General features: G+C 65.3%; 10 protein-coding genes. 2 read left to right on the top strand and 8 right to left on the bottom strand.

Annotated features, from left to right (window positions below):
* Window positions 1-47: 47 nt before the first annotated feature.
* The 6 genes from AB3X98_RS12800 to xylA all read right to left on the bottom strand — a co-directional run bounded on the left by AB3X98_RS12800 (window position 48) and on the right by xylA (window position 10,367).
* Window positions 48-2,897, bottom strand: a complete 2,850-nt coding sequence (locus tag AB3X98_RS12800; protein WP_368605954.1) for an AAA family ATPase — start codon at window positions 2,895-2,897, stop codon at window positions 48-50.
* 487 nt (window positions 2,898-3,384) lie between these two features.
* On the bottom strand, window positions 3,385-4,584 hold the full coding sequence (locus AB3X98_RS12795; protein ID WP_069268179.1) for a sugar ABC transporter permease: 1,200 nt from the start codon (window positions 4,582-4,584) through the stop codon (window positions 3,385-3,387).
* A complete protein-coding gene (gene xylG, locus AB3X98_RS12790) occupies window positions 4,581-6,134 on the bottom strand; it encodes a D-xylose ABC transporter ATP-binding protein (RefSeq protein ID WP_368610256.1) in 1,554 nt (517 codons plus the stop codon). The genes AB3X98_RS12795 and xylG overlap by 4 nt, the downstream gene beginning before the upstream one ends.
* Window positions 6,135-6,227: 93 nt before the next feature.
* Entirely contained in the window at window positions 6,228-7,256 is a 1,029-nt protein-coding gene (gene xylF, locus AB3X98_RS12785; RefSeq protein WP_069268207.1) for a D-xylose ABC transporter substrate-binding protein, read from the bottom strand.
* 195 nt (window positions 7,257-7,451) lie between these two features.
* Window positions 7,452-8,942 carry a xylulokinase gene (gene xylB / locus AB3X98_RS12780; protein WP_368605951.1) on the bottom strand — a complete coding sequence of 497 codons (1,491 nt, stop codon included), beginning with the start codon at window positions 8,940-8,942 and terminating at the stop codon, window positions 7,452-7,454.
* Window positions 8,943-9,044: 102 nt separating this feature from the next.
* A complete protein-coding gene (xylA, locus tag AB3X98_RS12775) occupies window positions 9,045-10,367 on the bottom strand; it encodes a xylose isomerase (RefSeq protein WP_368605950.1) in 1,323 nt (440 codons plus the stop codon).
* 310 nt (window positions 10,368-10,677) lie between these two features.
* Between xylA and AB3X98_RS12770 the strand changes: the two genes are divergently transcribed.
* Together AB3X98_RS12770 and AB3X98_RS12765 are read left to right on the top strand one after the other, a co-directional pair.
* On the top strand, window positions 10,678-11,889 hold the full coding sequence (locus AB3X98_RS12770) for a DNA-binding transcriptional regulator (protein ID WP_069268209.1): 1,212 nt from the start codon (window positions 10,678-10,680) through the stop codon (window positions 11,887-11,889).
* Between the two features lie 58 nt (window positions 11,890-11,947).
* Entirely contained in the window at window positions 11,948-13,048 is a 1,101-nt protein-coding gene (locus tag AB3X98_RS12765; RefSeq protein ID WP_368605949.1) for an aldose epimerase family protein, read from the top strand.
* A gap of 16 nt (window positions 13,049-13,064) precedes the next feature.
* Here AB3X98_RS12765 and AB3X98_RS12760 read toward each other — a convergent pair whose 3' ends face one another.
* Both AB3X98_RS12760 and AB3X98_RS12755 read right to left on the bottom strand, forming a co-directional pair.
* On the bottom strand, window positions 13,065-13,925 hold the full coding sequence (locus AB3X98_RS12760) for a 3-hydroxybutyryl-CoA dehydrogenase (protein WP_368605948.1): 861 nt from the start codon (window positions 13,923-13,925) through the stop codon (window positions 13,065-13,067).
* 186 nt (window positions 13,926-14,111) lie between these two features.
* Window positions 14,112-14,432, bottom strand: coding sequence for a DUF190 domain-containing protein (locus AB3X98_RS12755; protein WP_069268183.1), 321 nt, complete (start codon window positions 14,430-14,432; stop codon window positions 14,112-14,114).
* Window positions 14,433-14,510 lie beyond the last annotated feature (78 nt).

The raw sequence follows: 14,510 nt of genomic DNA, 5'->3' as shown, positions 1-14,510 counted from the left end.
TAAAAAACTGGCGCACGTTTCGGTGCGCCAGCCGGTGCTCCACTCAATCAAACAGGCTTCGCCTTGCCCCCGCCCTTGCCGCTCTTCTTCGGAGGCGGGGGCGGTGGATCGCCTTCCATGTCGTCGGCGGCCATCTCGCTCGCGATTTCGTCGACAGGCGGTGCCGCCGTTTTCTTCTTCTTCGCCGGCTTGCTCTCCTTCACGTCGGGTGGCACAGCGATCTTACTGATCGTGACTCGGTCGTTCGTTTTGTCGTAGCCGATCTCGACGGTATCGCCCGACTGCAGCGCGTCGCCGAGTATCTCTTTGGCAAGGCGCGTTTCCACTTCCTGGCGAATCTGCCGCTTGAGTTCGCGCGCACCGAACTCCGGCTGATAGCCGGCCTCCACGAGATGATCGACGAGCGTCTGACCCATCAAGAGCGTGATGCCCTGCGCGGACGCCGTGCGCGTCACGCGCTCGAGCTGGATCTGCACGATCGCGCGGATGTTCTCGCGCGAGAGCGCGTGAAACACGATGATTTCATCGATGCGATTGAGGAACTCGGGCCGGAAGTGCCCCTTGAGCACCTTCATGAGTTCGGCACGGATCGTCTTGTCGTCGAGCCGCGACTTCTCCGGGCGCTCGAGGTTGTCCATGATGATCGACGCGCCCAGGTTGCTCGTGGCGATCAGAATCGTGTTGCTGAAGTCGACTACGCGACCTTTGCCGTCCGTTAAACGCCCGTCGTCGAACACCTGCAGCAGCACGTTGTAGACGTCCGCGTGCGCCTTCTCGATCTCGTCGAGCAGAATCACGCTGTACGGGCGGCGCCGCACGCGCTCGGTAAGCTGGCCACCCTCGTCGTAGCCCACGTAGCCCGGCGGCGCGCCGATGAGCCGCGCCACCGCATGACGCTCCATGTACTCGCTCATGTCGATGCGGATGATCGCCTGCTCGTCGCCGAACACGGTTTCCGCCAGCGCCTTCGCAAGCTCGGTCTTGCCTACGCCGGTCGGCCCGAGGAACAGGAAGGTCGCGATCGGCCGGTTCGACTGACCGAGTCCGGCGCGCGAAAGACGTACGGCGTCGCTTACGGCGACCACGGCATCTTCCTGGCCTACCACGCGTTCGCGCAGCGTCTCTTCCATCTTGAGCAGCTTCTGGCGCTCTTCCTGGGTGAGATCCGCGACCGGAATGCCAGTGAGCCGCGACACGACCTCGGCAATCGACGCCACCGTGACTTCGAGCGTTTCCGAACCCGTCTTGCGCTGCCACGCCTCAGTCAGCTCTTCGAGCTTTGCCTGCTTCTCGTTGATGCGCTCCTCGAAACCCTTAGCCTCGTCGAAGCGCTTGCGCGACGCCGCGTAGTCCTGCTCGCGTTTGAGTTGCGCGATCTCCGCTTCGAGTTCCTGCATCTCGGCGGGACGCGACGTCGAACCGATCCGCACGCGCGCGGCTGCCTGGTCGATGAGATCGATCGCCTTGTCCGGCAAGAAGCGTGACGTGATGTAGCGATCCGACAATTCGGCCGCGGCCACGAAGGCGTCGTCGGCGAAGGTCACCTGATGGTGGGCTTCGAGCTTGTCGCGCAAACCGCGCAGGATCACGATGGTTTGCTCGACCGTGGGCTCCGGCACGAGCACGGGCTGAAAGCGCCGTTCGAGTGCCGCGTCTTTCTCGATGTACTTTTGATACTCGTTCAGCGTCGTGGCACCAATGAGGCTCAACTCGCCGCGCGCCAGCGCGGGCTTCAGCACGTTGGCAATATCGAGTCCGCCTTCGCCGCCGCCCTGCCCCGCGCCAACGATCGTGTGCAGTTCGTCGATGAAGAGGATCAACTCGTCGTGTTTCGCGGTCACTTCGTCGATCAGCTGCTTCGCGCGCTCCTCGAACTCGCCGCGGTACTTCGCGCCCGCGACCATCGAATTGATGTTCACCTCCACGAGCCGCTTGCCGCGCAGCACCTCCGGCACGTCGCCATTGACGATGCGCTGTGCGAGCCCTTCCACGATGGCGGTCTTGCCCACGCCCGGCTCGCCGATCAGCACCGGGTTGTTCTTCTTGCGCCGCGCGAGCACTTCGATCGTGCTCTCGATTTCCTGCGCGCGGCCCAGCACCGGATCGAGCTTGCCTTGCCGTGCCATGGCTGTCAGGTCCCGGCCGAACTTGTCGAGCGTGGGCGTGCCCGTAGGCGCATCGACGCGGCCATCTTCCGCGCCCTTGCCCACGACCTTCACGACCTTCTGGCGCAGCGCCTCGGGCGTCACGCCGTACTTCTTGAGCAGCGCGCCCGCAATGCTGTCGGGCACCGCGGCGAGTCCGATCAGCAGATGCTCGGGGCCGACGTACGAGTGACCGAGATCGCGCGAGGCCTGAAACGCGAACTGAAACGCTTTTTTCAGGCGCGGCGAAATCGTCATCTTGTCGATGGGCGCGTCGGGTGAAGCCGTGCCCTTTTGCGCGTGCTGATCGATATAGCCTTTGATGTCCTGCGGCGAGAGCTTCAACTCCTTCAGGAGTGCGGCGCAAACATCGGTGTCCGCCAGGACGTACAGCAGGTGTTCCGTGTCGAGTTCATTGCGCTGCAGTTCATGGGCTTTCTCCGCGGCGCGCTGCAGGATTTCGAGCGTCTGCTCGCTGAATGCATCGGTCGCATCGACGGATTCGCGCGGCACCTCGGCGGCGAGGTCGTGCCCCTCGTCGTCGTGCTCGTCATCGCCGCCTTGTCCACCGAAAAAGCGCGACAGGCCACTGCCGCCCAGCAGCGAATCGAACGGGTTGAGCATGCTTTGGTGACGCATCAGTTGGCGGTAGTCGTAGTCGCAGATCGACATGGACTTGCGCTGCCCGTTTTGCACGACAGTCACGCGCGCGACTGCAGGCCGGGAGTTACAAATTTCGCAAAGAGTGGGCATGGTCGGCTTGTCTCCGGAGGTTCGGAATCGCGCCGCCGAAGTTGGCAAAACGCTGGCACAACCTCGCGGCATGATTCGGTGCAACGCGAGCGCTCATGCAGCGGTTGCACCAGCAAAGCGACAAATCGGCGAGCACGCGCTGAACACGACGACGCGGTGCTGTGGCTGACGATGACCTTGCGGACGGCATGAATCGCACCTATCGCGTGCGCATGCCGCCCTGCACAGGTGCAAACGATTGTGGCAGGAAACGATCGCCGGCGCGTCGAACATGCGCCGCTCGGTGCGAGATGCTTGAGCGGCCACAGCAAAGAAAAAGGGCGGGACATGAGTCCCGCCCTGAGAGCGCGCTCGGCGCGCGCGAGGAGAGCAACTGCGCGTGGCAGTCATCCGCAAAAATTACGCCGCGGTGTCACGCGCGATGCAAGAACACGGTCATGATTTTCATGGCGCCAGCAGGTTTGCAATCGTGTGCGCCACGCGTTGCTCAGCGGCGGTTCGAGCCCGACACCACGTCGATCCACACGGCAAGCACGAGAATGCCGCCCTTCACAATCATCTGCCAATACGCGTCCACGTCGAGCATCGACATGCCGTTGTCGAGGCTCGCCATCACGAGTGCGCCGATCAGCGCGCCATACACGGTGCCGGAACCGCCGCGCATCGACGTGCCGCCGATAAAGCAGGCCGCAATCGCGTCGAGTTCGCCCATCGTGCCCGCCGAGGGCGAACCCGCCGCGAGACGCGCCGTATTGACGATACCCGCGAAGGCACACATGAGACCCATGAGCGCGAAAATGACAAGCTTCACGCGGTTCGTGTTCACGCCCGAAAGACGCGTGGCTTCGAGGTTCGAGCCCACCGCGTAGATACGCCGGCCGAACACGGTTTGCGTGGCGATCCATGTGAAGATACCGAGCAGCGCGAGCAGCAGCAGCACGGGCACCGGTATGCCGCCATAGCTGTCGAGCATCAGCACGAAGGCAAGCAGGATCGCACCCGCGCCGACGATCTTCACGCCGTCTTGCCAGAGTGGGACGACGCTCAGCTGATAGCGCCTGCGGTTCGCACGCTGGCGCACCGTAAGCACGGCGAGCAGCACGAAGAGCGCGAGCGCCAGCACGTCGCCCGCCACGCGCGGCAAGTAGCCCTGGCCGAGAAACACGAAGTGATCGGACACCGGCGCGATGGTCGAGCCGCCCGTGATGCCGAGCAGCACGCCGCGAAACGCGAGCATGCCGCCGAGACCCACGATGAACGACGGCACGCGGCGGTACGTCGACCACCAGCCGTTGAAGAGTCCGACGAGCACGCCAAGCACGAGCACCGCCGGCACGGTCACGCCGATCGGCCAGCCGCGATTCACATCGAGAATCGCCGCGACGCCGCCGAGCAGGCCGAGCAGCGAGCCGACCGAAAGGTCGATCTCGCCCGCGATGATGACGAACACCATGCCGCACGCGAGCATGCCGGTAATCGACATCTGCCGCAGCAGGTTCGACACGTTGCGCGGCGTGACGAACGCGCCGTGCGTGAGCAGCGAAAAGAACAGCCAGATCACCGCCACTGCGAGCAGCAGCGCGAGGATCTTGTAGCGCGCAAAAAGTTGCTGGAAACGCATGGCGAAGCCATTACCGCCTTGCGGCAGGTCTTCGCGTGCGCCCTGGGTCGTGACGTCGGGGGTCATACTGCACTCGCTGTATCGGGTTGGGCGCGCACGCTCTGGATCGCTGCGCCGAGAATGTCTTCCTGCGTGAGGTCGTCATTGACGAAGTCGCCGCGCAACTCGCCCTCGCCGATCACGAGCACGCGGTCGCTGATGCCCAGCACTTCGGGCAATTCGGACGACACCATCACGATCGCCACGCCGCGTTTGGCCAACTGGAAGATCAGTTTGTAGATCTCGTACTTCGCGCCGACATCCACGCCGCGCGTCGGCTCGTCGAGGATCAGCACCTTGGGGTCGGTGAGCAGCATCTTGGTGAGCACCGCCTTCTGCTGATTGCCGCCCGAGAGGCTCGCAATCGACAGCATGGGGTTCGCCGCGCGCACCGAAAGGCGCTGCATCTCCGTGCGGATCGTATCGAGTTCGGCGGCCGTGTCGATGCGGCCGTGCCTCGAAAAGCGCTGCAGCACCGAGAGCGTGATGTTGTGGCCCACGCCCAGTTGCGGCACGATGCCGTGACGCTTGCGGTCCTCGGGCACCATGGCGATGCCCGCGTTGATCGCGTCGAGCGGCGAACGGATTTTCAGCGGCTTGCCATCGAGCAGGACCGTCGCGGTGCATGCGCCCGCATACGCACCGAAGATCGCCTGCATGGTTTCCGTGCGGCCCGCGCCGACGAGTCCGGCCACGCCGAGGATTTCGCCGCGACGCACCGAGAACGAGACGTCGTCCACGCGCTTGCGGCGCGGGTTCGTCACGTCGTAGCAGGTCACGTTGCGGGCCTCGAACACGACCTCGCCGATGTCATGCGCCTCGCGCGGAAAGAGATTGCGGATCTCACGCCCCACCATCTGCGCGATGATCCGATCGGTCGTGAGCGTCGCCATCGGCTCGGTGGCCACGTGCCGGCCGTCGCGAATCACGCTCACCGTGTCGCACACGGCCTCGACCTCGTCGAGCTTGTGCGAGATGTAGACGCACGCCACGCCGCGGCGCTTCAGGTCGCGCACGATGTCGAGCAGGATCTTCGTTTCCGCCGCCGTGAGCGAAGACGACGGCTCGTCGAGAATCAGCAGCTTCGCGCGCTTGTTCAGCGCCTTCGCGATCTCGATGAGCTGTTGATGGCCGCCGCCATAGTTCATCACCGGCTGCGCCACGTTGATGGCGTCGATGTTCAGCTCGCGCAGCAATTCGTCGGCGCGCTGGTACATCGCCGCGTAATTCATGCGCCCGCCCGGAAGCGTGATTTCGTTGCCGAGAAAGATGTTCTCGGCTACCGACAGCTCGGGCACGAGCATCAGTTCCTGGTGGATGATGACGATGCCCGCGCGTTCGGTGTCGCGCACGCTTTGCGCTTCGAGCGGCACGCCTTCCCAACGGATCTCGCCGCTCCAGGTGCCGTGCGGGTACACGCCCGAGAGCACTTTCATGAGCGTGGATTTGCCGGCGCCGTTCTCGCCGCACAGCCCCACGCATTCGCCGGGCCGCACGGTGAGGTCGATGCCGTCGAGCGCTTTCACGCCCGCAAAGGACTTGACGATGCCGCGCATCGTCAGCAAGGGTTCGGTCATACGCTGGTTACTCGCTGCGATGGCCCGCGCGCGACGCAGTGGCCACATTCGTGGCCACGCTCCTGGCGCGCGCGGGCCGTCAGGCCATAAGCGTTACTGGCTTGCCAGTTGCGCCTGCGTATAGAAGCCGTCCTTCACGACGACGTCCACGTTGCTCTTCGTGAGCAGCGTCGGCTGCAGCAGCACCGTATCGACCTTCTTCTTGCCGTTGTCGTACTGCGCGTTGTACGCCGGCTTCTGGCCCTTCGCCAGATCGACGGCGAGCTTCGCGGCTTCGCCCGCGATGAGCTTGAGCGGCTTGTAGACCGTCATGGTCTGCGTGCCCGCCACCACCCGCTTGACCGCTGCGAGGTCCGCGTCCTGGCCCGACACCGGCACCTTGCCCGCGAGATGCTGCGCGGCGAGCGCCTGGATCGCGCCGCCTGCCGTGCCGTCGTTCGAGGCGACGACTGCGTCGATCTTGTTGTTGTTCGCGGTGAGCGCGTCTTCCATGATGCGCAGCGCCGTCGACGCGCTCCACTCCGGCACCCACTGCTGGCCGACCAGTTTGATGTCGCCACGGTCGATGGCCGGCTTGAGGACCTTCAACTGTCCTTCACGCAGCATCTTCGCGTTGTTGTCGGTCGGCGCGCCGCCCAGCAGGAAGTAGTTGCCCTTCGGCTGTGCATCGTAGACGCCCTTCGCCTGTAGCTCGCCCACCTTCTCGTTGTCGAACGAGATGTACGCGTCGATGTCGGCGTCGAGGATCAGGCGGTCATACGAAACGACCTTGATGCCCGCCTTCTTCGCTTCGGCAACGACATTGGTGAGCGCCTTCGAGTTGAACGGCACGATCACGATCACATCCACGCCGCGCGAGATGAGGTTTTCGATCTGCGAGACCTGACGCTCTTCGCTCGCGTCCGCCGACTGCACCGACACCTTCGCGCCCATCTTTTCCGCGGCGGCGACGAAGTAGTCGCGGTCACGCGACCAGCGCTCGACACGCAGGTCGTCGATGCAGAAGCCGATCTCGGGATGATCCTTGCTCGCGTGCGCGAGCGGTGCAGCAAGCGACAGGCTCGCGAGCACGGCCCCGCATACGAGCGAACTCAGAACCGAACGACGTTTGGCGAAATTCATGTCTCCATACTCCTCTTGATGCCGGTGCGCAGGCGCGCGCGAACGCGTCGCCGCCGCGGCGATGGTTATCAGGGTGCTGCCGATGTAAATGCGGAACACACGCGAAACAGCACAGCGTGCGGTATAACCGTAGGACGACTAATCAGCTGCACGACTACACTGGCCGTGCAGTTTTTTCTTCGCCGGCGCCGCTAGTCAGGCGCCGGTGGCGAAAACCGGTTCGAGCGCGCGATACAGCGCGCTAAAGGTTGGACGGCGCGCCTCGCGATACCAGGCGTGGCGTGCGGCGTCAGGTTCGCGAATCGCCAGCACGGGCGGCTGCGGGCACACTTCGTCGAGCGGCGCGCCCGGTTCGAGCGCGAGATGCGCAAGGCGCGCGGCGCCAAGGGCCGGCCCCACCTCGCCGCCTGCGCGCAACGTGAGCGCGCGGCCGCTGATATCGGCGAGCATCTGCGTCCACCAGGCGCTGCGCGAGCCGCCGCCAATTACCGTGATCGTGTCCGGCACGAGCCCCGCCGCATGCAACGCATCCATGCCGTCGAGCAGCGCGAAGCCCACGCCTTCCAGCGTTGCGTTCGCCAGATCGGCGCGCGAGGTCTGCGGGGTCATACCGTAGAACACGCCCTTCGCGTTGACGTTGTTGTGCGGCGTGCGCTCGCCGCTCAGATACGGCAGGAACCACGGCCGGCGCGCGTCGCGCTCGGCGTTCGAGTTCGCTTCGGCGTCGGCGAGCAGCGCGGCGACGCTTTCGTAACGCGTCAACTGCGCCGTGAAGTCGAGGCAACTGGCCGCGTTGAGCATCACGGACATCAAGTGCCACGTGTGCGGCAACGCATGGCAGAAGCTGTGCACCGCGGAATCGGGATTGGCAAGAAAGCCGTCCGAAACTGCGAAATAGACACCGGAAGTGCCGAGCGAAAGCATCGCGTCGCCGGGCCGCACGATGCCCACGCCCACGGCGCCCGCCGCGTTATCGCCGCCACCCGCCACGACCGGGATTTCGCGCAGGCCGAATTGGCGCGCGAGTTCGGGCCGTAGCGTGCCGGTCACCTGGTTGCCTTCGAATACCTCCGGCATTTGGGCGCGCGTGAGGTCGCAGGCCGAGAGCAGCGTGTCGCTATAGTCGCGCTTCGCAATATCGAGCCACAGCGTGCCGGCGGCATCGGAGGGATCGGTGGCGAACACGCCCGTGAGCAGCCAGCGCAAATAGTCCTTCGGCAACAGCACGTGCGCGATGCGCGCGAAGATCTCAGGCTCGTGCTTGCGCACCCACAACAGCTTCGGCGCCGTGAAGCCCGGCATCGCGAGATTGCCCGCGATGGCGTGCAACTGCGGTACGGCGCGCTCCAGCTCGAGACATTCGGTATCCGAACGACCGTCGTTCCACAGTATGGCGGGACGCAGTACCTCGCCCTGCGCGTCGAGCAGCGTCGCGCCGTGCATCTGGCCGGTCAGGCCGAGCGCCTCGATGCGTGCGGGGTCGAAGCCGCGCCCGCGCGCCTCGTCGATGAGTGCGCGCAACGCGCTCTGCGTGGCGAGCCACCAGTCTCGCGGCGCCTGTTCGGACCAGCGCGGCTGCGGCCGGCTCACGGTGAGCGGCGCGCTCGCGCTGCCGAGCACATCGCCCGCGCGATCGAGCAGCACGGCCTTCACGCCCGACGTGCCGAGGTCGATACCGATGAACATGTCTCCGTCCTGATTTTTTGCGTCAGTTCGCCTTCAATCGCAAACGGCGCAATTGCGAATTTGACGGCGCGCGCTAATGATTTTTCGCGCGCCGTGGCACGGCTAGCGCTGGCCGTAGATGGCCTGGTTCACGACATTCTCGAGCCGCTCCTGCTGGCCGCTCGCGTGCTGCGGATTCATGCCGTGCGAGATTGCGTCGGCGGCGAGCGACGAGAGCGAATAGCCGCCGGCGAGAATCTTGCGGCCGAACTCGCTGTCCCAGCCCGCGTAACGCTGGCTGCGGAACTGCTCGAGCCGGTCGTTTTCCACGAGCGCCGCACCGCGCTCGAGCGCCAGCGCGAGCACGTCGATCGCACCCACGTGACCATAGAACATGTCTTCCGGATCGCTGCTCGCGCGGCGCACCTTCGCGTCGAAGTTCATGCCGCCCGTGGTAAAGCCGCCGTGGCGCAGGATCTCGTAGAACGCGAGCGTCAGTTCTTCGACGCTGTTCGGGAACTGGTCCGTATCCCAGCCGTTTTGCGGATCGCCGCGGTTCGCGTCGACGCTGCCGAACACACCCAGCGCGAACGCGGTGGCGATTTCGTGATGGAACGAGTGGCCTGCGAGCGTCGCGTGATTGGCCTCGATATTCACGCGGATTTCGTTTTGCAGACCGTATTGCGTGAGGAAGCCGTGCACCGTCGCAACGTCGTAGTCGTACTGGTGCTTGGTCGGCTCCTGCGGCTTCGGCTCGATCAGCAGCGTGCCGGTGAAGCCGGTGCGGTGCTTGTGCTCGACCACCATCGAAAGGAAGCGTGCGAACTGCTCGCGCTCGCGCTTGAGGTCGGTATTGAGCAGCGTGTCATAGCCTTCGCGGCCACCCCACAGGACGTAGTTCTCGCCGCGCAGCTTGCGCGTCGCGTCGAGCGCATGACATACCTGCGTGGCCGCGTAGGCGAAGACTTCGGGGTTGGGGTTGGTCGCGGCGCCGCCGGCGTAGCGCGGATTCGAAAACAGGTTGGCGGTGCCCCAGAGCAGTTTCACACCGCTCGCCTGCTGGCGCTCGCCGAGGTAGTCGACCATGCGCTTGAAGTTTTCCGTGTAGTCCTTCAGGTCCTTGCCTTCCGGAGCGACGTCGGTGTCGTGGAACGTGTAATAAGGCGTGCCTAGCTTCGAGAAAAACTCGAACGCCGCGTCGGCCTTCTGGTGCGCGCGTTCCATGGCGTCGCCGGGCTGCTGCCACGGGCGGTGAAACGCGCCCTGCCCGAAGATATCGTTGCCGGGCCAGACGAACGAATGCCAGTAGCACACGGCAATGCGCAGATGCTCCTCGAGCGTCTTGCCGAGCACCTTTTTGCTACGGTCGTAGTGATGGTACGCAAGCGGATTGTCCGACTGCGGGCCTTCGTATCGAATGGCGGGAATATGTTCGAAATACGACATGATGTCTCCAATGTTGTTGCAGCGCAGCGGCGCAGCGTGCATCCCTCTGTGTGACGCCATACTGCCCGCGACGCGCAAAGCGCGGCAATTGCGAAATTGCGTGAGACCTCTAACGTTTCCTGCCGACGGGCGCGACCGGCCTGCCCGCGAACCCGAATCTGGGCCTAAAATAACCGGACGCTTAAAATGACGCGCCGCAGGCGCCAGAGACATCGTAGCGCGGTGCACCTTGGCGCGCACCGCGCCCGAACTGGAGACATGGCGGTTTTCCGCCGGCGATCCGCGCCGGGCGAACAACCGCCGACCCGACATGACCCGTGCCCCCGCTTCCCAGACACCCCACCGGATCGCGCTGCTGTTCAACGCGAATAAGGTGTACGACCGCGAGATCATTGCGGGGATTGGCCACTATCTGCGCTCCACGCGCGTCGCATGGGACCTCTTTCTCGAGGAAGACTTCCGCTGTCGCCTCGCGGGCATCGAACGCTTCGACGGGGACGGCATCATCGCCGACTTCGACGACCCCGACGTGGCCGACGCCCTGCGCGGCTGCCCGCTGCCGGTGGTCGCCGTGGGCTCGTCATTCGAAGACGCCGCCCAGTACCCGGCCGACGTGCCCTATATCGCGACCGACAACCGCAAACTGGTCTCGCTGGCCTGGACGCATCTGATCGGTGCGGGCCTGCCGAACCTCGCGATGTACAGCCTGCCCGTCGCGCAGGAAAACCGCTGGGCGCAGGAGCGCGAACTGGCGTTCCAGGCGCTCGCCCGCGAAGAAGGCGTGCAGGCGCCGATCTACCGCGGCCAGGCCACCAGCGCCAGCGCCTGGAACCAGGCCATCGAGCAGTTGAGCGTCTGGCTGCACAGCCTGCCCAAGCCCGTGGGCGTGATCGCCGTGACCGACGCACGGGCGCGGCATTTGCTCCAGGCGTGTCTGATTCACGGCATTGCCGTGCCCGAGCAGGTGGCGATCATCGGCATCGACAACGATCCGCTCACCCGCACGCTCACGCGCATTCCGCTCTCGTCGGTCATCCAGGGCACGGAGGAAATGGGCAAGACCGCCGCGCACTTGTTGCACCAGATGCTGCGCGGTGCACGTTTTCCGGGCCAACGCATTCTGGTGCCGCCCGTCGGCATCAACGTGCTCGAATCGACCCGCCACGAACCGCTGTCGAGCCCGCATGTCATGCGTGCGCGCCACTTCATCCGCCAGTACGCCTGCCAGGGCATCAAGACCGAGCAGGTGGCCGACTATGTCGGCGTATCGCGCTCGTCGCTGGAAGACTATTTCCGGCGTGAACTGCAATGCACGGTCCACCAGGAAATCCTGCGCCACAAGCTCGACGCCGCCAAGGCGATGCTCGCGAGCCGCGACGCCTCGAGCGCGGAGGTGGCGATCCGCTGCGGATTCACGTCGCTGCAGTACATGTATGCCGTATTCCGGCGCGAACTGGGATGCACGCCGCGCGAATATCAGGACAGTGTCGCGAACGCTTCGGGCCCACGCCTGTCCACTTGATGAAGCGGCTTCGGCCATCCCGGACAAACACGCTTTCTTCATACGTTCCCTTCACCTCATGAACACTCTTGCTGCCCATCTGACTTCCGAACCGTGGGGCGCCCTGCCCGGCGGCGACGCCGTGCGGCTCTACACGCTGCGCAACGCGCAGGGCATGAAGGTGACAGTCAGCGACCTCGGCGCCACGCTCGTCTCATGGCTCGCGCCCGATCGCGCCGGCCGCCTCGCGGATATCCTGCTCGGCCACGACACGCCGGCGGACTATCTCGCCGCCACCACGTACATGGGCGGTCTGGTGGGACGCTGGGCCAACCGCATCGCCGGTGCGCATTTCACGCTGGACGGCATCGACTATCCGCTCGATCGCAACGAGAACGGCAATCTGCTGCACGGCGGCGCGAACGGCTTTCATCGGCAGATGTGGCAGGTGGAAGAGGATCGGGGCTCGCTGGTGCTGCGACTCGACTCACCCGAAGGCGACGGCGGCTTTCCGGGCAACGTGAGCGTGCAGGTGCGCTACACGCTCGACGACGACGGCACGCTGACGCTCGAATACGAGGGCGTGACCGATGCGCCTACGCCGCTCAATCTCACGAGCCACGGCTATTTCAACCTCTCCGGCGAGGCGAGCCCGGACATTCGCGGCCACGTGCTGACGATCGACGCGGACGCCTTCCTCGAAGTCGACCCGCAGTTGATTCCCGCGCGCATCGCCGACGTCTCGGGCAGCGCCTTCGACTTCCGCCATGGCGCGCCGCTCGGCGCGCGGCTCGACTGGCCGAACGCCCAGCTCGAGCGCGCACGCGGTTTCGACCACTGCTACGTGCTGCGCGCACCCGAGAGCACGGCAGGCACGCTGCACGCCGCGCCGGGGCGATGGCCGGTGCGGCCGGTGGCGCGCGTCTACGAGCCGGGCAGCGGACGCGAGCTTGCCGTCTCGACCGACCAGCGCGGCCTGCAGCTTTATACGGGGAATTATCTGGAGGGACAGCCGGGACGCCGGGGCGCGACGTGTGCGCGCTATGCGGGGCTGTGCCTCGAAGCGGGCGGCTTCCCGAACCAGATCAACATGGAAGCGCCCGCCTGTGACGAAGTGGTGCTGCGGCCCGGCAAGACCTATCGGCAGGTCACGCAATACCGCGTAAGCGTGCTTGCCTGAAGCCGGGCGCGAGGCCTTACGACACCTTGTCGTACTGATACACGCCGCGGCCGGTCTTGCGGCCGAGCCGGCCCGCCGCGACCATCTCGCGCAGCAGCGGGCACGCACGATACTTCGAGTCGCCGAAGTCCTTCAGAAACACGTCCATCACCGAAAGACACACGTCGAGGCCGATCAGGTCCGCCAGCGCGAGCGGGCCGATCGGATGATTGGCGCCGAGCTTCATGCCGGCGTCGATTTCCTCGGCGCTCGCAATGCCTTCCGCGAGCACGAAGAACGCTTCGTTGATCATCGGCACGAGAATGCGGTTCACCACGAAGCCCGGCGCGTTTTTCACGGCGATCGGCGTCTTCTCGAGGCGCAGCGCCATTTCGCGCACCGACTCGGCGACCTCCGGGCGCGTCTGCAGGCCGCGGATCACCTCGACGAGCGGCATCATCGGCACCGGGTTGAAGAAGTGCATGCCGATGAAGCGCGACGGGTCGGCGAGCGTGGTCGCGAGGGCCGTGATCGAGATCGACGAGGTGTTCGACGCGACGATCGCGTCGGGGCGGGCCGCCGCTTCGATCTGCTTGAGAATGCGCGTCTTGAGCTCGGCGTTCTCGGTCGCCGCCTCGATTACGAGATCGACGCTCGCGAGGCGCTGATAGTCGGTGGTCGTTTCGATGCGTGCGAGCGCGGCGTCGCGCGCGCCGGCTTCGAGCTTGCCCTTCGAGACGAGCCGCTCGAGGCTATGGGTGAGCGTGGCGACGCCCTTGGCGAGCGCCGCATCGGTGACGTCGATCATCACCGCCTTGAGCCCCGCCACCGCCACGGCCTGGGCGATGCCGTTGCCCATCGTGCCTGCGCCCACGATCCCTACCGATTCGATTGCCATGCCTCGTCCTCACTCCTTGTCTGCGACTCCGGCGTGTCGCTATGGAAAATGCCGGTCGTGCGGCGCAATGCGTGGTGCACCGCACCAATACCCACAGTGTAACGGGTTGCGGGAATCGACTAGCGCCCGCGTGACGGGGAGGACCTGCGGCGAAGCGCCTGCGCGGCGGCGTGAAGACCGTGCCGGTCAAGCGCCGGCGAGGCGGCCGTACTCGATTGGCGTGCGCGTATAGAAGAGTTCGACGCCGCCCGCTTCGAGCGTGACGAGGAGCGCGTCAATAGAGGGCTCGTCGGCGACGATCAGCACCACGGCGGGCTCGTCGGCCAGATCGAAGAAGTGGGCGGCGTGCATCTTTCCGTGGGCGTCGAGGCCTTCGTAGCCTTCCAGCACGGTGATACCGAAGACGCCCTGCGCACGCGCGGCGTCGATGATCCACGCGACCGCCGACTTGTGGCCCTTCTTGTGCTTGCGGCTCGTATAGAGCGTGAGTTGACTGCCTGCGGGCATGGGACCTCCATGCAGTCGGAAATCCAGTCATTGAGCGCCGCGCGACAGGCGGCATGCAAAAAAATTCTAGCACGCGTC

The organism is Paraburkholderia sp. BR14312 (genome assembly GCF_040948675.1).
Lineage (GTDB): Bacteria > Pseudomonadota > Gammaproteobacteria > Burkholderiales > Burkholderiaceae > Paraburkholderia > Paraburkholderia nodosa_A.
The sequence above is the reverse complement of the archived record's forward strand: the minus strand, read 5'-3'. Positions and strand labels throughout refer to the sequence as shown.

Bases quoted from the DNA above. Each gene is read 5' to 3' on its own strand.
- AB3X98_RS12755 (WP_069268183.1), bottom strand. From the start codon at position 14,432: ATGCCCGCAGGCAGTCAACTCACGCTCTATACGAGCCGCAAGCACAAG.
- AB3X98_RS12795 (WP_069268179.1), bottom strand. From the start codon at position 4,584: ATGACCCCCGACGTCACGACCCAGGGCGCACGCGAAGACCTGCCGCAA.
- xylG (WP_368610256.1), bottom strand. From the start codon at position 6,134: ATGACCGAACCCTTGCTGACGATGCGCGGCATCGTCAAGTCCTTTGCG.
- AB3X98_RS12760 (WP_368605948.1), bottom strand. From the start codon at position 13,925: ATGGCAATCGAATCGGTAGGGATCGTGGGCGCAGGCACGATGGGCAAC.
- xylA (WP_368605950.1), bottom strand. From the start codon at position 10,367: ATGTCGTATTTCGAACATATTCCCGCCATTCGATACGAAGGCCCGCAG.
- AB3X98_RS12765 (WP_368605949.1), top strand. From the start codon at position 11,948: ATGAACACTCTTGCTGCCCATCTGACTTCCGAACCGTGGGGCGCCCTG.
- xylB (WP_368605951.1), bottom strand. From the start codon at position 8,942: ATGTTCATCGGTATCGACCTCGGCACGTCGGGCGTGAAGGCCGTGCTG.
- AB3X98_RS12800 (WP_368605954.1), bottom strand. From the start codon at position 2,897: ATGCCCACTCTTTGCGAAATTTGTAACTCCCGGCCTGCAGTCGCGCGC.
- xylF (WP_069268207.1), bottom strand. From the start codon at position 7,256: ATGAATTTCGCCAAACGTCGTTCGGTTCTGAGTTCGCTCGTATGCGGG.
- AB3X98_RS12770 (WP_069268209.1), top strand. From the start codon at position 10,678: ATGACCCGTGCCCCCGCTTCCCAGACACCCCACCGGATCGCGCTGCTG.